Source organism: Streptomyces sp. NPDC023541 (assembly GCF_055559995.1).
In genome coordinates this window covers 125,445-147,396 of sequence record NZ_JBVHJO010000006.1, presented here as the reverse complement: position 1 = coordinate 147,396, position 21,952 = coordinate 125,445, and the positions used below count along the sequence as shown (strand labels likewise).

Genomic DNA, 21,952 nt, shown 5'->3' with positions numbered 1-21,952 from the left:
GGCACCGGCCACCACCCGGCCGCCGGCCCGATCAGCGGGCCGCGGCCGCCGCGGTCTTCGGGAACAGCTCCTGGAACGGTCCGGCCGAGTCCATCCCGTCCCGCCCGTACGGCGCGTCGAAGCTCCACACCATGAACAGCAGGAACACGATCAGCGCGCTGAAGAGCCCCGCCAGCAGCAGTTCCCGCCCGGAGCGCCGGATCTGCAGTGTGAAGATCAGTCCGACGGTGACCACCCCGCCGACCAGCAGCCCGAACCACACCACACCCGGCAGCGTCGACTCGGAACTCTGGGTGCGCGAGTGGCGGGCCTCGTCGGCGGCCGCGATGTGGTCCAGCAGCGGCTGGTAGGCCTGCGCCTGCAGCTCGGTGGCCGGGCTCTGGTGGGTGACGGAGGTACGGAGCTTGCCGAGCAGCTCGCCGCCCTCGGCCGACGCGCTCTCGCCGGAGGCCAGCAGCGGCCAGTCCACGGCGACGGTGTGGTTGACGTACGCGTCCACCTCGCCGCGGATCCGGTCGCGGACCGCGGCCGGGTAGACGTCGGCGCGCTGGGTGACCTCGTACAGTGCCTGGGCCTCCCGGCGCACGCTGTCCTCGGCGGCGCCGCGCGCCTCCCATACGCCCGCGATGGCCAGGCCCAGCACGATCGCGTAGACCACGCCCACCATCATCGTCATGTACTCGATGACATCAGGGGTTTCGCTGGTGTCCTCGTCGGCGGCGGCCCGGCGGTGCCGGATCGCCGTGAAGGCGAGGACGAGGGCGCAGACGAGCACCATGGCAATGGCCAGGACCAGCCATTCGGACACGTGGATTCTCCCGGTGTGGATCGGTGGGCGGACGGGGCGGTGGGCGGACTCATCGACGGGCGGACTCATCGGCGGACGGACGGAGCGGTGGACGACGGGGGTCGGCGGTCAGCCGCGGCCCTTGCCCCGGGGGCGCAGCGCGGCGGCGGCCAGAACGGCCGGCGTGGTGACGACGACCATGAGCATCACCGTGGACATCCCGCCCGGGCCGCGCCGCTGCAGGGCGACAGAGCGGTACGGGCGCACGTGGAAGGCGCTCACGGGCGCGGCGGCGGCCCTGGGCCGGGGCGGGGCGGGCGCTTCGGCCGGAGCCGGCCCCGAAGCCCCCTGCGGACCCGGCGCGGGCGGCAGCGGCTCCGCCCGCGCGGCCGCGGCCTCCGCCGAAGGCCCGGCTGGATCCGCGGCAGTCGGCGGCTCCGCCGGCCCGGGCAGCCCCGGCACCGCGGGCCGCCCGGGCCGCACCCCGGCGGCGGGCTCGGGGATCCGCCCGGGGTGGCGCACCGTCGGCCCGTCGGCGCCGGGCACGCCGACCCGCACCGAGGGCCGGCCGGCTGGCGGTACGTGGGGCCGCTTCGGCTGGCCGGCCGGCACGCACAGGTCGACGCGCGCCCCGCGGCCGTGGCCGTCGGCCGCGACCGCCACATGGCCGTGGAGCGGACAGAGCGCAGCCACCAGCCCCGCCCCGGCGAAGTACTGCCAAGCGGTCACCGCGCGTCCTCCCGATTCCCCAGCAGACATGAGAGCTACATCTGAAGAAACGATCAAGGCCCGGCTTCGACACGCGGCGGACCGGTGGAGATCACGCCGCCGTGCGCGGGCCCACGCGCCGGATGGCGATGCGGCTTGATTGCGCCATGCTGACCGAGGGGAGAACGCCCGCCTGATCGCGGGGCGTTGTCGACTGGATGCCAGGCTCGGGCGCGGCGGCACGGGTGTCGTGTGGCGGGCCACGGACCAGCTGCTCGGCCGCTCCGTCGCCGTCAGGAAATGGTGCCCGACGCGGCCCTGTCGCCGGACGAGGCCCGGCTCCAGCGCGAGCGCACCCTGCGCGAGGCCCGCGCGGCCGCGCAGCTCAAGCAGCCCCACATCATCGTGGTGCACGGCGTCGTCGAGGACTGCGAACGCCCCTGCCTCGTCACCTCGCCCGCCGAAAGCTTCCGCATCGGCCTCAAGGTGTCGGACACCGAGCCGGGCGGCCCCCTCGCCGTGCACCGGCGCTCCCGCTCCCAGGGGGCGACGACCAACCCCGGTTACCGTGACGCCGAGGTCGCGACGAGCACGCGCAACGGCCACGCGGCGGCCGTCTGGCTGTTCACCTGGAACGGCTTCTCCACGGCCGAGGGCCCCGGCACACCCGCGACTTCTGCTGGGAGGAAGGCGCCGGCTCTACGACGTCTGGGTCTGCGCCCCGGTCGGACGGACCGCCGAAGCCCGCGCCCACTTCGACACGGCCGTCGCCACCGTCACCCGCAACGGAGGCTGAACGCCCGTCCGCGGACACGCCGAAGGGGCGCGGCCCGGTGGGCGCGCCCCTTCGGTCGGACGGGTGTCAGCCCGCCTCGGTGCCACCGAAACGCTCGCGGTAGGATTCCAGGTCCTCCTCGGTGACCCGGGCGAAGAGCACCGGCGGGACGGTGAACGGGGTTCCGGCCGGGACCGCGTCCAGGGCCTTGGCCTGCTCCGGGGTCACCCACGTCGCCGTGTCGTCGGCGAGCGCGAACGCCGAGCGCATGGCGCGCGCCGAGGCCGGGATGAACGGCTCGGAGACCACCGAGTAGAGGTGGATGAGGTTCATCGCGGTGCGCAGGGTGAGCGCGGCGCCGTCCAGGTCGGTCTTGACCTCCAGCCAGGGGGCCTTCTCGTCCAGGTAGGCGTTGCCGGCGGACCACAGCGCGCGCAGCGCGGCCGCGGCCTTGCGGTACTGGAGGGTCTCCATGTGGCCCTCGTACTCGGCCAGCAGCTCGGCGATCTGCTCGCCGAGCTTCGCCTCGGGCTCTCCCGCGGGGCTGCCGGCCGGGACCTCGTCGCCGAACTTCTTGCGGGAGAAGGTCAGCACGCGGTTGACGAAGTTGCCGAGGGTTCCGCCGAGGTCCTTGTTGACCGTGGCGGCGAAGTGCTCCCACGTGAAGGACGAGTCGTCGGACTCGGGGGCGTTGGCGATGAGGAAGTAGCGCCAGAAGTCGGCCGGGAGGATCTCCAGAGCCTGGTCGGTGAAGACGCCGCGCTTCTGCGAGGTGGAGAACTTGCCGCCGTAGTACGTCAGCCAGTTGAAGGCCTTGACGTAGTCGACCTTCTTCCACGGCTCGCGGGTGCCCAGCTCGGTGGCGGGGAACATCACCGTGTGGAACGGGACGTTGTCCTTGGCCATGAACTGGGTGTAGCGGACGTCCTCGGCCTCGTACCACCAGGACTTGTAGTCGCGGTTCGCCGGGTCGGCGTCCGCCCACTCCTTGGTCGAGGCGATGTACTCGATCGGGGCGTCGAACCAGACGTAGAAGACCTTGCCCTCGGCCGCCAGGTCGGGCCAGGTGTCGGCCGGGACCGGGACGCCCCAGTCGAGGTCACGGGTGATGGCGCGGTCGTGGAGGCCCTCGGTCAGCCACTTGCGGGCGATCGAGGAGGCCAGCTGCGGCCACTCCTCCTCGTGCTCGGCGACCCAGGCCTCGACCTCGTGCTGGAGCTTGGACTGCAGAAGGAAGAGGTGCTTGGTCTCGCGGACTTCCAGCTCGGTGGAGCCGGAGATGGCCGAGCGCGGCTCGATCAGGTCCGTGGGGTCCAGGACGCGGGTGCAGTTCTCGCACTGGTCGCCGCGGGCCTTGTCGTAGCCGCAGTGCGGGCAGGTGCCCTCGACGTAGCGGTCCGGCAGGAAGCGGCCGTCGGCGGGCGAGTAGACCTGCCGGATCGCGCGCTCCTCGATGAAGCCGTTCTCCTGGAGCTTGCGCGCGAAGTGCTGGGTGATCTCGGCGTTCTGCGGCGAGGAGCTGCGGCCGAAGTAGTCGAAGGACAGCTCGAAGCCGTCGTAGACCGCCTTCTGGGCGTCGTGGGCCTGCGCGCAGAATTCGGCGACCGGGACGCCGTTCTCCTTGGCGGCGAGCTCGGCGGGGGTGCCGTGCTCGTCGGTGGCGCAGATGTAGAGGACGTCGTGGCCGCGCTGGCGGAGGTACCGGGAGTACACATCCGCCGGAAGCATCGACCCGACCATGTTGCCCAGGTGCTTGATCCCGTTGATGTACGGAAGCGCGCTGGTGATCAGGTGTCGAGCCATCCTCGGATGCTCCATTTCCTATGTGCGGTACGACGTGACGTCACGGACTGTGAGTGCGGTTCATCGTATCGAACCGCCGATCGGCCACGCGCCGCATTTGTTCTCGGTGGGCATAACGCAAAAGCGAGGACAGTGACCTCTCCGTCACGGCCCTCGCGATCGGGCCCATGGTACAGCGGGTCGGTGACCCGCCTGACCCGCGGTACGGCGGCACCGGCAGGGGGCATATGCATACGTGCTGGCTGGAGGCCTGTGTGATCGAGACCGATCACGGTTCGATCATCAGCGACGCATTGCTTCCCAGGTTTCTTCTCTGCGCCCCCCGAGTGCGCCCGCGCTGCTTTCCTGCTTGCACGCACCAGGGGACGAGGTGGAGCGGAGGTGGAACGGTGAGCGATGGCGGACCGGAGGAGTCCGGTGGGGCCGTGGGACTGCCGAGCCGGCGTCGGCGGCCGACTCCCATGAGCCAGTGGGACCCGGCGGCACGCCTGTCGTACTGGGCCTTCCACGCCAACCGGCGCCCCGCGTACATGCGCTTCGCGTATCTGCAGCTGGGCTCGGACACGGCGGCCGAGGAGGCCGTGGACGCCACCTTCGACTCGATCATGGGCGACTGGCTGCGCATGCTCCACATGGACCGCCTGGACGCCTACGCGTGGACCGTGCTCAAGCACTGCCTGGTCGACCGGCAGCACCGGCGCCACCCCTGGCAGCAGGAGCCCGAGCCGATGGACATCAGCGCCTTCGAGGCGGCGCTGAAGGAGGCGCACACCGACCAGTACGAGGTGCTGACCGACACCATCCGCTTCTACTCCGCCGTCTCCCGGCTCGCCGAGCGCCAGCGCGACGCCGTGCTCCTTCGGTACGGCCTGCAGTGCACCCCCGGTGAGGCGGCCTCCGTGATGGGCGTGGACGAGGCCACGGTCCGCTCCTACCTCGGCCAGGCCCACCGGCGCCTCGCCCGGCTGCTCGACACGTCCGCCGATCCGTCTGAACCGGCCGAAGCAGCCGATCCGACCGAACCAGCCGGCTCATGAGGCGCCGCGATCGGCTCGAGCGGCCGGACGGCGACCCGGCGCCCCGCTCACTGGCCGAGTTCCTCGCCCGGGCGGGCGTCCGCGACCGCTACCGCCACTACGACCTCGGCGCGGCCGAGGCCCGGCTGCTGCGCGCCACCCCGCACCCGTCCGTCCCGCACCGCGCCCGGCGCCGCGCGACCCCCGGCTGGAGCGACCCGGACCGGGACCGTCCGCTCGACGCCGAGCGGGCCCGTCGCGACCTCAAGGCGCTCTGCCTGGCCTCCGTGTGCGAACCCGATGCAGCGTCGCACCTGGACTCCTTCACCGGCATGCGCACCGACCTGTCCGGCGCCGTCGTCTTCGGCTGCCTGCTCCACCTCGCCGGGATGCGCGAAGGCGCCCGGTTCTGGTGGCAGTTCGCCGCCGCGTCCGGAAGTGCGAAGGCCGCCACGGCCGCCTACTGCCTCTTCCTCGACCACTCCCGACGCGGCGAGCACCACGACGCCCGGCACTGGGCGTGCGAGCTGGGCCGCCGCGGCTTCAGGCCGGGCGGCCGACGGGACCTGCGCGAGGTCCGGCTGTGCGCGCAGGCCGCCGTCCTGCGCTACGTCGACCTGCGCGAGGACCCCGACCTGGGCCCGGTGCCGCTGCCGCGGGCCGGGCTCTCGCGTGCGCTGGGCGCGTTCCTGCCGCCGCCTCCCGTCACGGTCGTCGGGCCGACGGCGGCGGCCCGGCCCGGCGCCGGGCCTCTGCGCCATCCCGCGCTGACGGCCGCGGCCCGCGGGACCGTCGTACAGGGCGGTCCGGGCGAGGCGCTGGCGGAGGCCCGCCGCGCACTGGCCGTCGTACGCGTCCTGGAGCAGCATCCGCTGGGGGTGCGGGCCGCCCAGATCGCACGGGAGTCGGGCCTCGCGGAGGCGCAACTGCGGCCGCTCCTGGCGATGCTGTGCGAGGAGGAGTACGCGTACCGGCTGGGGGTGGGGGTGTACGGGCGCGGCCCGGCCCTGGACCGGCTCGCCGGCCCCGGCGGCCACGGCCTGGCCGGGCAGCTCCAGCGCACGCTGGCCCTGGCCCGGGACAGTGCGGGCGCTGCCGTGTACCTCAGCCGGTACGCGGGGGGCGAGGTCCACATCACGCAGATGGCGGCCGGGCCGGCGACCCCGCCGGTCCGGGAGTGGGTGGACTTCCGGGACGCGGCGCACGCCAGCGCGGTGGGCAAGTGCCTGCTGACGCAGCTCGACCACGACCGCCGCGCCGACCACGTGGCCCGTCACCGGCCCGCGCGCCTCACCCCGCAGACCATCACCGACAGCCGGGCCCTGTTCACGGCCCTGGACGCGGTGGCCCCCGGCGCCCCCGTCTTCGACCTGCTCGAATACTCCCCCGGGGTCGTCTGCTCGGCCGTTCCCCTCGCCATGGGCGGCGCCGCGGGCAGTCTCGCGCTGTCGCTGCCCGCGACCCACGCCCACCGGCTGCGTACGGCGACCGAGGCGCTGCGCCGCAAGGCCGTACCGGTCCTCCTCGCCCTGCTCCTGACCGGCGCCGTGCCCCCGGACCCCCCGGCCGCGCCCGCCGTCGAGGCCGGCCGCGCGCCCGACCGGCCCGAACCCCGGCCCCCGGCCCAGCCCCAGCCGATGCGGGCGCCGGTCACCCCGGAGACCCTGCGCCACCTCCGGCAGCTCTTCCGTACCCCGCTCGCGGAGGCCGCGGCCGCGCCCCAGGGCCCGCACCTGGTCAGCGACACCACGGCCGGCGCGGCCTACCTCTTCGACGCGGCCCCGGACGGCGAGGCCCCCCGGCTGTCCCTCCCGCACACCTTCACCTCGGTCACCCCGGGCAGCCTGACCCGCCCCACAGGACTGGTGGTCCTGGGTACGTGAGCGGGGGTACTCGCCGGAGCAACACGAAGAGCCCCACACGATGTGTGGGGCTCTTGCTGGTGTCCGAGGGGGGACTTGAACCCCCACGCCCGATAAAGGGCACTAGCACCTCAAGCTAGCGCGTCTGCCATTCCGCCACCCGGACCGGTGGTCGGCCCCGGTTTCCCGCGGCGACATGGACAACAATAGCAAAGGATCGGCGGGTCTCCGACCACTTATCCGGGCCGGCCGTGGTCCGCCACGCCGGGCTGACCTGCGGGCATGCCCCGGAGCAGTCGGCAGGACGGGCCGTCTCGCCGCGCTCGGGGGCGCGCGCGGCAGGGGGCGGACGGGCCCGGTCGGGCTTGCGGATGTCGGTATCGGGCTGGACAGCCGCGGCGCCGGACGGTCGGATGGCTGCGCACACATCCGGGGGGAGCCGCGCATGGAAACCGAGCACCGCGTCAGCACGCTGGAGCTGTTCTTCGACCTCGTCTTCGTCTTCACCATCACGCAGTTGACTGTGCTGCTGGCGGACGACCTGACCCCGAGGGGCGCGGGGCAGGTCGTGCTCATCTTCACCGTGCTGTTCTGGATGTACGGCGGCTACGCGCACCTGACCAATCAAGTGCCGCCGGACCGGACCGCCAGGCGGGTACTGCTCATGCTGGCCATGGGCGCGTTCATGGTGTGCGCGCTGGCCGTGCCCACCGCGTTCGGGGCCGGCGGTGTCGCCTTCGGCCTGGGGTATCTGCTGGTGGTGCTGGTGCACGGCGCGCTGTTCACGCAGGCGCACGGCCGCGGGGTGCTGTGGTTCGCGTTGCCCAACGTGCTGTGCGCGCTGGCGGTGACGGCCGCGGGGTTCTTCGACGGGCTGCCGGCCTGGGGACTGTGGCTGCTGGCGCTGCTGCTGCAGTTCGTGACGCCGGTGGTCGTACAGCGGGTCGCGGCGAGCGGCGCCGCGGCGGAACCGGAGGTGCCCGAGCAGACGGTCGGCGACCAGCTCGGCGGGATGAACGCGGCGCACCTGGTGGAGCGGCACGGCCTGCTGCTGATCATCGTCTTCGGCGAATCCGTGATCGCGATCGGCATCGGGGTGGGGTCGCTGCCCCTGTCCGCCGGCATCGCCGGCGGCGCGTTCCTGGCGCTCACGATCGCGTCCGCGATGTGGTGGATGTACTTCGTGCGGGACGAGGGCCGGGCCGAGGAGGTCTTCGCGCACACCCCGCCGGAGCGGCGTTTCAAGCTGGCGATGGCCGCGTACTACTACGCGTTCCTGCCGGTGCTGCTGGGCATCGCCGTCTTCGCGGCCGGAGTGAAGAAGACCATCGGGCACCTCGGGGAGCACCTGCACACCGGCCCGGCGGTCGCGCTGGCCGGCGGGGTCGCCCTCTACCTGGCCGGGAACCTGGTCTTCCGGGCGGTGCTGGGCCTCGGGCCGGCCCGCTACCGCGCGACGGCCCTGGTGCTCGCGCTCGCCACCGTTGCGGTGGGGACCGGCTGGACGGGAGCGGGCCAGCTGGTGGCCCTGGCGGTCGTCCTGGTCTGCGCGGTGGTCGCCGAGGGCGCCCGCTCCCCCGCCGCGCCGGCGCGGGGAGCGGCCACGGAGAGCGTCACGGGCAGCTGATGACCTGGCCGGCGTAGGAGAGGTTGCCGCCGAAGCCGAAGAGGAGGACGGGGGCGCCCGAGGGGATCTCGCCCCGCTGGACCAGCTTCGACAGGGCCATGGGGATGCTGGCCGCGGAGGTGTTGCCGGAGTCGACGACGTCACGGGCGACGACGGCGTTGACCGCGCCGATCCTGGCGGCGAGCGGCTCGATGATGCGCAGGTTCGCCTGGTGGAGGACGACCGCGGCCAGGTCCTCCGGGGCGACGCCGGCCTTCTCGCACACCTTGCGGGCGAGCGGCGGGAGCCGGCTGGTGGTCCATCGGTAGACGGACTGGCCCTCCTGGGCGAAAACCGGCGGCGAGCCCTCGATGCGGACCGCGTTGCCCATCTCCGGCACCGACCCCCACAGCACCGGGCCGATGCCGGGCTCCTGGCAGGCCTCGACGACGGCCGCGCCCGCACCGTCGCCGGTGAGCACGCAGGTGGTGCGGTCGGCCCAGTCGGTGATCTCGGTCATCTTGTCGGCACCGATGACCAGCGCACGGGTGGCGGAGCCGGCCCGTATGGCGTGGTCGGCCGTGGCCAGGGCGTGGGTGAAGCCCGAGCAGACGACGTTGATGTCCATGACGGCGGGGCTGCCGCCCATGCCCAGCTTGGCGGCGACGCGCGCGGCCATGTTGGGCGAACGGTCGATCGCGGTGGAGGTCGCGACCAGGACGAGGTCGATGTCGTCGGGGGTCAGGCCGGCGCCGGCCAGCGCCTTTCCGGCCGCCTGGTAGGCCAGCTCGTCCACCGGCTCGTCCGGGCCCGCGACGTGGCGGGTGCGGATGCCGACGCGGGACCGGATCCACTCGTCGGTGGTGTCGACCATGGCCGCGAGGTCCTCGTTGGTGAGCACTTTCGCGGGCTGGTAGTGCCCTAGCGCCACCACGCGTGAACCGGTCATGGGCGGGGTCCCCCCTCGTACGGAAGTCAGGATCACCCAGCTTTGCCTGCTACCGATGGGTACGGGTGCGTGTGACCCGACAGGATTACGGCCCCGGATTTTGGAGCTTCCCGAGGAGCTCCCTGCCCGGGACCTGGTCGGATGCGGAACCGTGAGAATGAGTACGTCGGGCATCGGCGAAAACAGAAGGGGTGGGCTGATCACCATGGGACGGGTCACCGAGCGCCGTCGCGTCGTCCGGATCCGGAACGGCGCGGCGGGTGTCCGCCCGGACACACTGGTGGCCGAGGAGCCGCTGGAGATACGGCTGAACGGCAAGCCGCTGGCCATCACGATGCGCACGCCGGGTGACGATTTCGCCCTCGCGGTGGGCTTCCTGGTGAGCGAGGGGGTACTGGGCGCGGCGTCGGAGGTCCGGGCCGTCACCTACTGCGAGGGTGCGACCGAGGACGGGTCGAACACCTACAACGTCGTCAACGTGCAGCTGGCCGCCGGCGTCCCGGTGCCGGACATCACGCTGGAGCGGAACGTCTACACCACCTCGTCGTGCGGTCTGTGCGGGAAGGCCAGCCTGGACGCGGTCCGGACGGCGAGCCGCTTCCCCGGGGTCGCCGACGACCCGGTACGGGTGCCCGCGGAGGTCCTCGCCGGTCTGCCGGACCGGCTGCGCGCTGCCCAGAAGGTCTTCGACCGTACGGGCGGCCTGCACGCGGCCGGGCTGTTCACGGCCCAGGGCGAACTGCTCGACCTGCGCGAGGACGTGGGCCGGCACAACGCGGTGGACAAGATCGTCGGTCGGGCACTGCAGTCGGGGCGGCTTCCGCTGACGGGCGCGGTCCTGCTGGTGTCGGGCCGGGCGTCCTTCGAGCTCGCGCAGAAGGCCGTGATGGCGGGCATACCGGTGCTGGCGGCGGTCTCCGCCCCGTCCTCGCTGGCGGTGGACCTGGCCCTGGAGTCGGGCATGACCCTGGTCGGCTTCCTGCGGGGCCCGGACATGAACATCTACGCGGGCGAGGAGCGGATCACCCTGTAGCGGTCCGCCGGTACCGCTCCTTGTCACCGTGTCCGAGGAACCTGGCCCACACGTCGCTGCCGTCTCCCGTCGTCCCTCCCTTGCCGGTGCCGTTGACGGTGAACCAGTCGGCGCAGCCCGGTACCGGGGGTGTCCCGTCGACGGTGAACTTGATCAGGGTCCCCGGGCTCTCGTCGGAATGCCGATCCATGATCCAGCTGCCCTCCGCGGTGACCGCGGCCGGCTGCCCGGTCGGATTGCACGTCCAGTCCGCGGCGTCCGTGAGGCGCGCCCGGCCGTCGGTTGTCACTACGAGCCGGGCTCCGCGGTCCCCCTGCCACGTGCCAATGACGTCTTCCGCCGTCAGGGGCGCGGAGGGTTCGCTGCCTTCGACGGAGACGGCAAAGCAGGCGACGGCCATGACCAGCAGGCCGAACAGGACGAGCACCGCGCGGGCGAGGTTCTGCCCGTCAGCGCCCCCGGCGGGAGCGGCGACCGGTGTCGGCCGGTGGCTTCGGGGTCGGGGGGTCGATGCGGTGGAGGTCAAGGGTGGCCGGGAGCGGGGTGGCTCCCGGGCCGCCCGACTCGGCCCAGGCGATGATCTCGTCGGTGGCGGTGTCGTCGAGGGCCCAGCCGAACCACACCGCGCGGGCGCCCCGGCGGCGGGCCTCGGTGGTGGGCTGGACCACGATGACGTTGGCCTGCGCGCACGGGCCGAGGCAGTCGCTCGTACGGACGGCCAGGCGGCCCCCGGACGCGGCTGCGGCCTCGCGCAGCCGGGCGAGCTGGCCCGCGTGGTCGGAGCCGGGGTTCTTGCGGGGGTCACCGCAGCAGCAGCCGCGACAGACCACCAGGGTGCAGGGGCGTTCGGCGTGGGCGCCGAGCGGGCGTATCCAGGTCACCACCGCACGTTACCGGGCCTGGGTCGCGGCCTGTTGGGCCGTTGGGGAGACCTCCGCCACACGGTCGGCGGGGAGTTCGGGCAGCGGGTCCGCGGCGCGGCGGCGGGCGATGACGGCGCAGACCATCAGCTGCATCTGGTGGAAGAGCATCAGCGGGAGCACGGCGAGGCCGGCCTGGGCCCCGAACAGCACGCTGGCCATGGGGAGTCCGGCGGCCAGGCTCTTCTTCGACCCGGCGAACTGGATGGCGATGCGGTCCTCGCGGCCGAAGCCGAGGCGGGCCGCGCCGTACCAGGTGACGAGCAGCATGACCGCGAGGAGCACGGCCTCCACGACCATCAGCGCGCCGAGGCGCAGCGGGTTGACCTGCTGCCAGATGCCGGCGGCCACGCCCGCGCCGAAGGCGGTGTAGACGACGAGGAGGATCGAGCCGCGGTCGACGCGTCCGAGGGCCTTCTTGTGGCGGGTGAGGAAGCCGCCGACCCAGCGGCGCAGGGCCTGGCCCAGGAGGAAGGGCAGCAGGAGCTGGAGGGTGATCTTGAGGAGGGAATCGAAGGAGAAGCCGCCCGTGCGGCCGCCGAGCAGGACGGCCGCGAGCAGCGGGGTGAGCACGATGCCGGCCAGGCTGGAGAAGGAGCCGGCGCAGATGGCGGCGGGTACGTTGCCGCGGGCGATCGAGGTGAAGGCGATCGAGGACTGGACGGTCGAGGGGACCAGGCAGAGGAAGAGCAGGCCGCTCTGGAGCGGGGGCGGCAGGAGGCCGGGGGCGAGGGCGCGCAGGGCGAGGCCGAGGACCGGGAAGAGCAGGAAGGTGCAGGTGAGCACGGTGAGGTGGAGCCGCCAGTGGCGCAGGCCGTCGAGTGCCTCGCGTGCGGAGAGCCGGGCGCCGTAGAGGAAGAAGAGGAGGGCCACGGCCGCGGTGGAGGCGGCGCCGGCCGCAGTGGCGGCCGCGCCGCGGGCGGGCAGGAGGGCGGCGAGGCCGACGGTACCGAGCAGGGCCAGGACGTACGGGTCCGGGCGGAGCCGGGCGGGGAGGTGCGGGCGGCGCATGCGCAGGGTGCTCACTTGCTGTCGGGGACGGTCGGGACCCCGGCCGGGTCTGACCGGGTGCTCTTCGTCCCTTCATGGTCGGGCCCCGGCGGTGATCGGGAAACCCGTACACCGCTCTCACTGTCATCACGGATCGGGATGAGCCGGCCTACGCTGGGGGGATGTACGACCCGGTGCAGCTGCGTACGTTCCTCACGGTGGCCCAGACGCTGAGCTTCACGCAGGCCGCCGTGCGTCTCGGCGTGCGTCAGTCCACGGTCAGCCAGCACGTGCGGCGGCTGGAGGAGGCGACCGGGCGGCCGCTGTTCCTGCGGGACACGCACAGCGTGGAGCTGACGGAGGACGGCGAGGCGATGCTCGGCTTCGCGCGGACGATCCTGGAGGCGCACGAGCGGGCGGCGGCCTTCTTCACGGGGACGCGGCTGCGGGGGCGGCTGCGGTTCGGGGCCTCGGAGGACTTCGTGCTGTCGCGGCTCCCGGAGATCCTGGAGGGCTTCCGGCACGAACATCCCGAGGTGGACCTCGAACTGTCGGTGGAGCTGTCGGGCACGCTGCACGAACGGCTGGACGCGGGGCGCCTGGACCTGGTGCTGGCGAAGCGGCGGGGGCCGGGCGACGAGCGGGGCAGGCTCGTCTGGCGGGACCGGATGGTGTGGATCGGCGCGGAGGGGCTGCGGGTGGATCCCGAGCGGCCGGTTCCGCTGATCGTCTTCCCGCCGCCGGGCATCACGCGGGCGCGGGCCCTGGAGGTGCTCGAACGGGACGGCCGGGCGTGGCGGATCGCGTGCACGAGCGGAAGCCTGAGCGGTCTGGTCGCGGCCGCCCGGGCCGGGCTGGGCGTGATGGCGCACACGCGGGGGCTGATCCCGCCGGGCCTGGTGAGGGTCGGCGGGCTGCCCGAGCTGGGGCCGGTGGAGTTCGCGCTGGTGCGCGGGGCGCGCGCGTCGCCCGCGGCCGAGGCGCTGGCGGCGGCGGTCCTCTCGGGCGCGGACCGGCTCACGCGCAGCGGATGAGCGCCGCGCACCGCCCGGGCGCGCACCGTCGAAACGCGCACCGCCGAAACGCGCACCGGCCGCAGGCGCACCGGCTGCAGGCGCACCTCCCGACGCGCACCGCCATGGCGGCCGACCGCCGCATACCGCCCGGGCGGTACGCTGCGCACGGGAGCGACCGCCGGGCGTACGCCGTGCCGCCCGTTTCCTTCCGACCCGCACGTCAGCGGCGTGAACGACGTGATCACTGGGGAGGTCTTGTGGAGGTGTCCGAACGCCGATCTACCCCCCTTGACACTGAGGTACGTTCACCGCGGCGCGCGGAGAGGAGCGGGTCCTTGCGTGAGATCACCGTCCCACCGATCGTCACGGGCGCGCCCGTCGGCGGCTTGGCCGACATCGTCTTCCAGCACGCCCGGGAGGAGCCGGACCGGGTGGTCCTGGGCCGGAAGGCCGACGGGGCGTGGCGGGACGTGACGTCCGGCGAGCTGGCGGCCGAGGTGCTGGCGCTCGCCAAGGGACTGCTGGCCCAGGGGGTGCGCTTCGGGGACCGGGTGGCCGTGATGTCGCGCACCCGGTACGAGTGGACGCTGTTCGACTTCGCCCTGTGGGCGATCGGCGCCCAGCCCGTCCCCGTCTACCCGACGTCCTCCACCGAGCAGGTGCACTGGATCCTCTACGACACCGACTGCACGGCCTGCGTCGTGGAGAACGAGGACCAGGCCATGACGGTGGGTTCGGTCATCGACCGGCTCCCGCACCTGAGACGGCTGTGGCAGCTGGACGCCGGGGCCCTGGACGCCCTCGTCGAGGACGGCCGCTCGGTCGCCGACGACGTCGTGCACCGCCACCGCGGAGCGGTGACGCCCGACGCGACGGCCACGGTCATCTACACCTCCGGCACCACCGGCCGCCCCAAGGGGTGCGTGCTGACACACGCCAACTTCATGTACGAGGCCGACACCCTGGTGGCCCGCTGGGAGTCGGTGTTCCGGGGCAGGCAGGGCGACCAGCCGTCGACCCTGCTCTTCCTGCCGCTGGCCCACGTCTTCGGGCGGATGGTGGAGGTGGCGGCCGTCCGCGCGCGGGTCAAGCTCGGGCACCAGCCGGTGCTGGCGGCGGCCGAGCTGATGCCGGACCTCGCGGCGTTCCGGCCGACCTTCGTGCTCGGCGTCCCCTACGTCTTCGAGAAGGTCTTCGCCGCCGCCCGCCGCAAGGCGGAGGCGGAGGGGCGTACGGGACCCTTCGACCGGGCGGTGGAGACGGCCGTGCGGTACGCGGAGGCGCGCGAGCGGAAGGCCTTCGGCACCGGGCCGGGTCCCTCGGCGACGCTGCGGATGGAGCACCAGCTCTTCGAGAAGCTCGTGTACGGGAAGGTCCGCGAGGCGATGGGCGGGCGGGTCCGGTACGCCATGTCGGGCGGGTCGGCGATGTCGCGCCGCCTCGGGCTGTTCTTCGACGGCGCCGGGATCACGGTGTTCGAGGGGTACGGGCTGACCGAGTCCTGTGCGGCGGCCACGGCGAACCCCCCGGAGGCGACGAAGTACGGGACGGTGGGGCCGCCGATCCCGGGCAGCACGGTGCACATCGCGGACGACGGGGAGGTCTGGCTGCACGGCGGGCACATCTTCTCCGGGTACCTGGGCGACCCCCGGTCCACGGAGGCGGTGCTGCGGGGCGGCTGGCTGGCGACCGGGGACCTGGGGCGGCTGGACGAGGACGGGTACCTCGTCATCACCGGGCGCAAGAAGGACATCCTGGTGACGTCCAACGGCAAGAGCGTCGCCCCGGCGGCGATGGAGGAACGGGTCCGTTCGCATCCCCTGGTGGCGCAGTGCGTGTTGGTGGGCAACGACCGGCCGTACATCGCGGCACTGCTCACCCTGGACATGGAGGGGATAGCGCACTGGCTGTCGATGCGCGGCAGACCGCAGATGCCGGCGGCGGACCTGGTGAGCGACCCGGAGCTGACGGCGGAGGTCCGCCGGGCGGTGGTGGCCGCCAACACCCTCGTCTCACAGGCGGAGGCGATCCGCACCTTCCGGGTGCTGGCCGAGCAGTTCACGGAGGAGCGGGGGCTGCTGACCCCCTCGCTGAAGCTCAAGCGCCGGGCGATCGAGAAGGCGTACGCGGAGGAGGTCGCGGCGCTCTACCAGACGTGAGCGGCGGATCCGGAGCGGCGGATCCGGAGCGGGGAATCGCCGCATCTGACGGCTCGTCATTTCGACGGGTCGTTGATATTGACGATCCGTCAGGTCGCCCACAGAATGCGGGGATTCCGACGCGAGGGGATCCCCGACATGTTGCGACCGATCCGCACCCTGGCCGCCGCGGCGGCGGCCGTCGCGCTCGTCTCCGCCTGCAATTCCGCCTCCACCAACGGTACCGCTGCGGGCGGGCCCGGCGACGCGCCCGGCAGCACGCGCGGGGTGACCGGCGACTCGATCAAGGTCGGCGGCATCGTGTCGATGACCACCGCCAGCGGCTACAGCAAGAAGGACACCGACCTCGGCGCGAAGGCGCGCTACCTGAGGGCCAACGCCGAGGGCGGAGTCAACGGCCGCAAGATCGAATACCTGGGCGCGGAGGACGACGGCCAGGACCCCGCGAAGAACATGGCGGCCGCCCGCAAGCTCGTCCAGCAGGACAAGGTCTTCGCGGTGTCCCCCATGAGCTCCGTGACCTTCTCCGGCGCCGACTTCCTGGAGCAGGAGAAGGTACCCACCTTCGGCTGGGGCACCCTGCCCTCCTTCTGCGGACCCAAGTACGTCTACGGCTTCAACGGCTGCCTGGTCCCCTCCCCCGGCGGCACCCTGAACCAGACCTGGCCCGAGGGCATCGCCCAGATCCTCGGCGGGGCCCGGGGCAAGTCGGTCGCGGTCATCGCCAACGACAGCGACGCAGGCAAGTTCGGCATCCGGACCTTCCAGCAGGGCTTCGCCGGCGCCGGCTTCACGGTGTCCTACGCCAAGGCCTCCGTGCCCGGCACGGCCGTCCCCAGCGACTGGTCCGCGTACGTGAAGGAGATCCTCTCCAGCAACGACGGCAAGGCCCCGGACGCGGTGGTCTCCGTCATGCAGACCCCCAACAACATCGGCCTCTTCACCGCGCTCAAGCGCGGGGGGTACAAGGGGCTGCTCTCCGACCCCACCGACTACGACCCCGGGCTGCTCACCCAGGACGCCACCAGGCAGGCCCTCGACGGGGTCCACGTGCTGCTGCAGTTCCAGCCGTTCGAGTCGGCCGACCCGAAGATGGACCGGTTCAAGGCCGACATCAAGGCGGCCGCGGGCGGCAGGGAGGTGCCGCTCAGCATGCACATGCTCACCGGGTACATGTCGGCCGACCTGTTCCTGTCCATCGCGCAGAAGGCGGGCAAGGACCTGACCGTCGAGTCCTTCCAGGCAGCCGCGCAGGGCTTCTCCGACACCGGCACGCTCGTCGGCGACCGCTCGCTGCCCAAGGGGCAGAAGGACAGCTTCGGCTGCGGATCGCTCGTACAGCTGAAGAACGGCGCGTACGAGGTCTCCGTCCCGTTCAAGTGCCACGAGCCCATCCCCTTCAAGTAGGCCGCGACATGGGGGATCTGCTCGTCTTCGTCCTGAGCGGTCTGGTCTCCGGCGCCCTGTACGCGCTGCTCGCCACCGGGCTGGTGCTCTCGTACTCGGCGTCCGGGCTGTTCAACTTCGCGCACGGGGCCACCGCCTACCTGTGTGCGCTCACCTTCTACGAACTGCACTCCGGGCTGGGCCTGCCGGCGGTCCCGGCGGCGCTGCTGGTGGTGTTCGTCCTCGCCCCCGGCCTCGGCCGGGGGCTGGACCGGCTGATGTTCCGGCGGCTCGCGCGGGTCGGCGAGACGGCGCAGATCGTGGCGACCATCGGGCTGCTGGTGGCACTGCCCGCTGCCGGCCTGTGGGCGGTCGAGTTGCTCGCGGACGCGGGCGCCCCGGTGAAGCCGGCGGAGAACCGGTTCGGGCTGCCGGGCGTGGGGCCGAGCCCGGCGAAGTCCTGGCAGCTCACCGACGGCGTCGGCATCGACTCCGACCAGCTGATCACCTGGGTGGTCACCGCGCTGGTGGCGGTGGCCCTGTGGGTGCTGATGCGGCACACACGGATCGGGCTGCTGCTGCGGGCGGCCGTCGACAACCGCTCGCTGACCGAGCTGCGCGGGATCAGCGCCGACCGGCTGTCGTCGGTGGCGTGGATGATCGCGTCGGTGCTGGCCGGACTGGCGGGTGTGCTGGCGACCCCGCTGCTGGGGCTGTCGGCCCATGACTTCACGCTGTTCCTGTTCGTCTCGGCCACGGCGGCCGTCATCGGGCGGTTCGCGTCCGTGCCGCTCGCCTTCGCGGGCGGGCTGGGGCTCGGGGTGCTGCAGAACCTGGTGGCCGGCTACGCGTCCTTCGCCGAGTCCGTCACCGGCTTCCGTACGGCGGTGCCCTTCCTGATCCTGTTCGGCGGGCTGCTCGTGCTGACCCGCAGGTCGCGGACCGCCGGGGTCGCGGCCGTGGACGCCCCGCCGGTGGACCACCTGGCCGGGGCCTCCTGGGGCCGGCGTTGGGGGGTCTGGGCGGCCGGCGCGGGGCTGCTGTGCACCGCGTTCTACACCGTGACGACACCCTTCTGGAGCGGGCTGCTGGCGCAAGGACTGGCCGTGGCACTGGTGTTCATGTCCTTCACGGTGGTGACCGGGCTCGGGGCGATGGTGTCCCTAGCCCAGGGCACCTTCGTGACGGGGGCCGCTCTCGTGGCCGGACTGCTGATGAGCCGGGGCTGGCCGTTCGTGGCCGCGCTGGCGGTGGGCACGTGTGCGGCCGCGCTGCTGGGAGCGCTGGTCGCGCTGCCGGCGCTGCGGCTGGGCGGCAGGTCGCTGGCGCTGGCCACGCTGGCCCTGGCGTTCCTCGCCGACCAGGTGCTGTTCCAGCTGCGGTGGCTGCGCAACGGCGACACCGGCTGGTCGGTTCCGCGGCCGGTGGTCGGGCCGGTGGACCTCTCCGACGACCGGGCCCTGGGGGTGGCCCTGGTGGTGCTGGTCGCGCTGGTCGCCGCCGCTCTGACGGCGCTGCGCGCATCGCCGTCGGGGCGGGCGATGCTCGCGGTGCGGTCGGCCCCGGCGGCGGCCGTCGCCTCCGGGGTGTCCGTACTGCGCACGAAACTGCTGCTTTTCACCCTGTCGGCCGGACTGGCCGGCTTCGGGGGCGTGATGTACGCCTCGTACAACACCCGGATCACGGCGACGGACTTCACGGCGATGACGGGGCTGGTGTGGCTGGCGGTCGTGGTGGCGGCGGGCGTGCGGCGACCGCAGTACGCGGTGGTGGCGGGACTGGTGTACGCCGTGGCCCCGCGGCTGCTGTCCGACTACGTGACCGGGTCCGCGCACCTGCCGGTGATCCTCTTCGGCCTGGCCGGCCTGGCCCTCGCCAACGACCCCGACGGGTACTGCGCGGCCGTCCCGGTACGGCTGGCGCGGCGGCGCGCCGCCGCCGCGGTCCCTGCGGAGCCCTCCCCCGCCCCGCCCCTTCCCCGACCGGGAGTCCTCCCCGGCCCCCGCGCCGCGCACGCCGGAGGGGGTCAAGGACCCGCGCTCGAACTGCGCGGCGTCACGGCCGGGTACGACGGCGGGCTCGTGCTGCACGGGGTCGATCTCGTCGTGCGGCGCGGGGAGATCCTCGCGGTGCTCGGGCCGAACGGAGCCGGGAAGAGCACCGCGTGCCGGGTCGCGGCCGGGCTGCTGCCCGTCACCGGCGGGGAGGTGCGGATACGCGGGCGGGACGCCACCGGCGACGGGCCCGTACGCCGGTCCCGGGCCGGGGTCCTGCTCGCCCCCGAGGGCCGGGGGATCTTCCCGTCGCTCACCGTCGAGGAGAATTTGGCCCTTCACCTGCCGCAGGCCGACGCCCGGGCCGCCGTCTACGACCGCTTCCCCCGGCTCGCCGAGCGCCGCGGGGTGAGCGCGGGAGCCCTGTCCGGCGGGGAGCAGCAGATGCTGGCCCTGGCTCCGCTGCTGCAGCGGCCGCCTTCGGTGCTGATCGCCGACGAGCCCTCCCTCGGGCTGGCCCCACGCGTGGCTGAGGAGGTGTACGCGCTGCTCACCGAACTGCGCGACGCCGGCACCGCGCTGCTCCTGGTGGAGGAGAAGGCCGCCGGGATCCTGGGCGTCGCCGACACCGTGGCCTACCTCTCCCAGGGCCGGGTCTCCTGGTGCGGCCCGCGGGACGAGGTGGAGGCCGACCGGCTCACCGAGGCCTACTTGGGGATGGGGACATGAGCGGCTACGCGCTCCACGCGGGCGGGGTCGGGGTGCGCTTCGGCGGCGTCCGGGCGCTGGGCGGGGTGGACCTCGGGGTCCGGGCGGGCGAGGTGTGCGGGCTGATCGGACCCAACGGGGCCGGGAAGACCACGCTCTTCGACGTCCTGTCGGGGATCCGCCGGCCGGAGCGGGGGCGGGTCCTGCTGGACGGGGCGGACATCACGCGCCGCTCCCCCGTCTGGCGGGCCCGGCACGGCATGCGCCGGACGTTCCAGCGGCAGCAGCTGTTCGGTCAGCTCAGCGTGGCGGACAACGTGCTGGTGGCGCAGGAGTGGCGGGGCGGCGGGGGCGGGCCTGTCGCCGACCTGCTCGCCCTCCCGTCCCGGCGCGCCCGGGAGCGGGCCCGCAGGGTGCGCGGCGAGCGGGTGCTGGCCGACTGCGGGATCGGCGCGCTGGGGACCGCGTACGCGGGCGGGCTGCCCGTCGGGCAGGCCCGGATGGCCGAGCTGGCGCGCGCGGTGGCCGATCCGCCGCGGGTGCTGCTGCTGGACGAACCGGCGTCCGGGATGTCGGCGCCCGAGCGGGAGCAGCTCGCGGCGGTGGTGCGGCGGCTGGCGGCGCAGGACGGCTGCGCGGTGCTGCTGGTCGAGCACAACGTGGCCTTCGTGATGGACCTCTGTACGCGCGTGGTCGTACTGGACCTCGGGACGGTGCTGGCCGAGGGCACGCCGGCCGAGGTGCGGGCCGACCCGCTGGTGCGGAAGGCGTACCTGGGCAGCGCGTGAGGCGGGCCGGCGCGGCGGGAATACGTTGCACGAGGGGCCGGTTGTCGCCCCTCGTACGACGCTGTAACACCGCGCAGCAACGCGCCGACGTGAGGGAACGACCCGACGTGAACCAGGTCCCGGCCATCAAGCTCAACAGCGGCACGCTCATGCCCCAGCTCGGCTTCGGCGTCTGGCAGGTGCCGGACTCGGAGGCGGAGCACGCCGTGGGAACCGCCCTGGAGGCGGGCTACCGGAGCATCGACACGGCCGCGATCTACGGCAACGAGCGGGGCACGGGCAAGGCCGTCGCCGCCTCCGGGCTGCCGCGCGAGGAACTGTTCGTCACCACCAAGCTGTGGAACGGCCCGAAGCAGACGTGGAACCGCGACGCGGTGCTGCGCGCCTTCGACGACTCCCTGGCCAAGCTGGGTCTCGACCACGTCGACCTGTACCTGATCCACTGGCCGCGCCCGATGCGCGACGACTTCGTCACCATCTGGAAGACCTTCGAGGAGATCGCGGCGAGCGGCCGCGCCAAGGCGGTCGGCGTGTCCAACTTCCGCACCGAGGACCTGGACCGGATCGCCGCCGAGAGCTCCCTGGTGCCGGCCGTCAACCAGGTCGAGCTGCACCCGCTGCACCCGCAGACCCAACTGCGCGCCGAGCACGCCGCGCGCGGGATCGTCACCGAGGCCTGGTCGCCGCTGGGCCAGGGCAAGGAGCTCCTCACACTGCCGGCCGTCACCGCGATCGCCGAGGCGCACGGCCGCAGCGCCGCGCAGGTGGTGCTGCGCTGGCACCTCCAGCACGGCAACGTCGTGATCCCGAAGTCGGTGACCCCCGCCCGCATCCGGGAGAACCTGGACGTCTTCGGCTTCGAGCTGGACGCCGCCGAGACGGCCGCGCTGGACGCCTTGGGCGCGGGCGCGGCGGGCCGCCGGATCGGCCCGGACCCGGCCGAATTCGACGTGTGAGGACGGGCGCGTGAACCTTCCCGAAGGGCTCTACCGGATCCGCAACGTGGACAGCGGGCTGGTGCTCCAGCTGGAGGGCGCCTCCCGGGTGCGGGTCGGCCCGGACGGGCCGCCCGCTCCGGCGGCCGCCCGCCGGTGGCTGATCGCGCCGGTGCACAGCGGCGGCGGGATCTTCCACGTGGTGAGCGAGGACAACGAGCGGCGCCTGGACGTGGCGAACGCGTCGACGGACAGCGGCGCCCGGGTGCAGGTGTGGCGTGCCAACGCCTTCGGCGCGCAGGAGTGGATCGTCGAGGAGCACCTCGACGCTCCCGGTGTGGTGTCCCTGATCGCCTGCATCAGCGGCCTGCTGCTGGAGGCCGACGCGGAGGGCCGGGTCCGGCAGGTCGAGGACACCGATTCCGCGTCCCAGTGGTGGCGGCTGGAACCGGCGTAGGCGCCGGTCCGGCGGGCCCGGCAGCGGCGCCGGGCCCGTTGCGCGCCGGGCCCGTTCCGC

Annotated in this window: 17 protein-coding genes, 1 tRNA gene and 2 pseudogenes; 12 read left to right on the top strand and 8 right to left on the bottom strand. The window is 73.3% G+C overall.

What is annotated here, in order from left to right; genetic code table 11:
- Positions 1–31: 31 nt before the first annotated feature.
- Together ACZ3X1_RS17040 and ACZ3X1_RS17035 are read right to left on the bottom strand one after the other, a co-directional pair.
- On the bottom strand, positions 32–808 hold the full coding sequence (locus ACZ3X1_RS17040) for a bestrophin-like domain (protein ID WP_356811888.1): 777 nt from the start codon (positions 806–808) through the stop codon (positions 32–34).
- Positions 809–916: 108 nt separating this feature from the next.
- Positions 917–1,516, bottom strand: a complete 600-nt coding sequence (locus ACZ3X1_RS17035) for a hypothetical protein (protein WP_467280121.1) — start codon at positions 1,514–1,516, stop codon at positions 917–919.
- Positions 1,517–1,688: 172 nt separating this feature from the next.
- Here ACZ3X1_RS17035 and ACZ3X1_RS17030 point away from each other — a divergent pair.
- Positions 1,689–1,945, top strand: a pseudogene (locus ACZ3X1_RS17030) (serine/threonine protein kinase); the annotation flags it as partial.
- Positions 1,946–2,357: 412 nt separating this feature from the next.
- Here ACZ3X1_RS17030 and metG read toward each other — a convergent pair.
- Positions 2,358–4,073 carry a methionine--tRNA ligase gene (metG, locus tag ACZ3X1_RS17025; RefSeq protein ID WP_356811886.1) on the bottom strand — a complete coding sequence of 572 codons (1,716 nt, stop codon included), beginning with the start codon at positions 4,071–4,073 and terminating at the stop codon, positions 2,358–2,360.
- Positions 4,074–4,534: 461 nt separating this feature from the next.
- Here metG and ACZ3X1_RS17020 point away from each other — a divergent pair, with 461 nt between their 5' ends.
- Both ACZ3X1_RS17020 and ACZ3X1_RS17015 read left to right on the top strand, forming a co-directional pair.
- The gene (locus tag ACZ3X1_RS17020) at positions 4,535–5,110 is read left to right on the top strand and encodes an RNA polymerase sigma factor (RefSeq protein WP_356811885.1); all 576 of its coding nucleotides are present in this window, start codon (positions 4,535–4,537) and stop codon (positions 5,108–5,110) included.
- A gap of 797 nt (positions 5,111–5,907) precedes the next feature.
- Positions 5,908–6,627 (top strand): annotated as a pseudogene (locus ACZ3X1_RS17015) (IclR family transcriptional regulator domain-containing protein); the annotation flags it as partial.
- Positions 6,628–7,029: 402 nt separating this feature from the next.
- Here the strand turns inward: ACZ3X1_RS17015 and ACZ3X1_RS17010 are convergent.
- Positions 7,030–7,117: transfer RNA gene (locus ACZ3X1_RS17010), tRNA-Leu, on the bottom strand.
- Positions 7,118–7,396: 279 nt separating this feature from the next.
- Between ACZ3X1_RS17010 and ACZ3X1_RS17005 the strand changes: the two genes are divergently transcribed.
- Complete coding sequence (locus tag ACZ3X1_RS17005) at positions 7,397–8,578, top strand: low temperature requirement protein A (protein WP_356815406.1); 1,182 nt, start codon at positions 7,397–7,399, stop codon at positions 8,576–8,578.
- Here the strand turns inward: ACZ3X1_RS17005 and ACZ3X1_RS17000 are convergent.
- Positions 8,565–9,506, bottom strand: coding sequence for a beta-ketoacyl-ACP synthase III (locus tag ACZ3X1_RS17000; protein ID WP_362630021.1), 942 nt, complete (start codon positions 9,504–9,506; stop codon positions 8,565–8,567). The genes ACZ3X1_RS17005 and ACZ3X1_RS17000 overlap by 14 nt on opposite strands.
- Positions 9,507–9,711: 205 nt before the next feature.
- Here ACZ3X1_RS17000 and fdhD point away from each other — a divergent pair, with 205 nt between their 5' ends.
- The gene (fdhD, locus tag ACZ3X1_RS16995) at positions 9,712–10,539 is read left to right on the top strand and encodes a formate dehydrogenase accessory sulfurtransferase FdhD (RefSeq protein ID WP_356815404.1); all 828 of its coding nucleotides are present in this window, start codon (positions 9,712–9,714) and stop codon (positions 10,537–10,539) included.
- Here fdhD and ACZ3X1_RS16990 read toward each other — a convergent pair.
- From ACZ3X1_RS16990 to ACZ3X1_RS16980, 3 genes are read right to left on the bottom strand one after another with little or no spacing between them, the layout of a single operon-like run.
- Positions 10,529–10,966, bottom strand: coding sequence for a hypothetical protein (locus ACZ3X1_RS16990; protein WP_467280119.1), 438 nt, complete (start codon positions 10,964–10,966; stop codon positions 10,529–10,531). The genes fdhD and ACZ3X1_RS16990 overlap by 11 nt on opposite strands.
- Before the next feature lie 22 nt (positions 10,967–10,988).
- On the bottom strand, positions 10,989–11,420 hold the full coding sequence (locus ACZ3X1_RS16985) for a (2Fe-2S) ferredoxin domain-containing protein (protein WP_467280118.1): 432 nt from the start codon (positions 11,418–11,420) through the stop codon (positions 10,989–10,991).
- Between the two features lie 9 nt (positions 11,421–11,429).
- Entirely contained in the window at positions 11,430–12,470 is a 1,041-nt protein-coding gene (locus tag ACZ3X1_RS16980; RefSeq protein ID WP_467280314.1) for a bile acid:sodium symporter family protein, read from the bottom strand.
- A gap of 161 nt (positions 12,471–12,631) precedes the next feature.
- Here ACZ3X1_RS16980 and ACZ3X1_RS16975 point away from each other — a divergent pair, with 161 nt between their 5' ends.
- The 7 genes from ACZ3X1_RS16975 to ACZ3X1_RS16945 all read left to right on the top strand — a co-directional run bounded on the left by ACZ3X1_RS16975 (position 12,632) and on the right by ACZ3X1_RS16945 (position 21,892).
- Positions 12,632–13,483, top strand: coding sequence for a LysR substrate-binding domain-containing protein (locus ACZ3X1_RS16975; RefSeq protein ID WP_391701193.1), 852 nt, complete (start codon positions 12,632–12,634; stop codon positions 13,481–13,483).
- Between the two features lie 317 nt (positions 13,484–13,800).
- Positions 13,801–15,624, top strand: a complete 1,824-nt coding sequence (locus ACZ3X1_RS16970) for an AMP-dependent synthetase/ligase (RefSeq protein ID WP_467280117.1) — start codon at positions 13,801–13,803, stop codon at positions 15,622–15,624.
- A 138-nt stretch (positions 15,625–15,762) separates the two neighbouring features.
- Positions 15,763–17,031 (top strand): ABC transporter substrate-binding protein, encoded by a 1,269-nt coding sequence (locus tag ACZ3X1_RS16965; protein ID WP_467280116.1) that lies wholly within the window; start codon positions 15,763–15,765, stop codon positions 17,029–17,031.
- A gap of 8 nt (positions 17,032–17,039) precedes the next feature.
- Positions 17,040–19,733: an ABC transporter permease subunit gene (locus ACZ3X1_RS16960; RefSeq protein ID WP_467280115.1), complete on the top strand. Its 2,694-nt coding sequence runs from the start codon at positions 17,040–17,042 to the stop codon at positions 19,731–19,733.
- Positions 19,730–20,500 carry an ABC transporter ATP-binding protein gene (locus ACZ3X1_RS16955; protein ID WP_356815397.1) on the top strand — a complete coding sequence of 257 codons (771 nt, stop codon included), beginning with the start codon at positions 19,730–19,732 and terminating at the stop codon, positions 20,498–20,500. The genes ACZ3X1_RS16960 and ACZ3X1_RS16955 overlap by 4 nt, the downstream gene beginning before the upstream one ends.
- A 107-nt stretch (positions 20,501–20,607) precedes the next feature.
- A complete protein-coding gene (locus tag ACZ3X1_RS16950; protein WP_467280114.1) occupies positions 20,608–21,456 on the top strand; it encodes an aldo/keto reductase in 849 nt (282 codons plus the stop codon).
- A 10-nt stretch (positions 21,457–21,466) separates the two neighbouring features.
- Entirely contained in the window at positions 21,467–21,892 is a 426-nt protein-coding gene (locus ACZ3X1_RS16945; RefSeq protein WP_467280113.1) for an RICIN domain-containing protein, read from the top strand.
- The last annotated feature ends 60 nt before the right edge of the window (positions 21,893–21,952 follow it).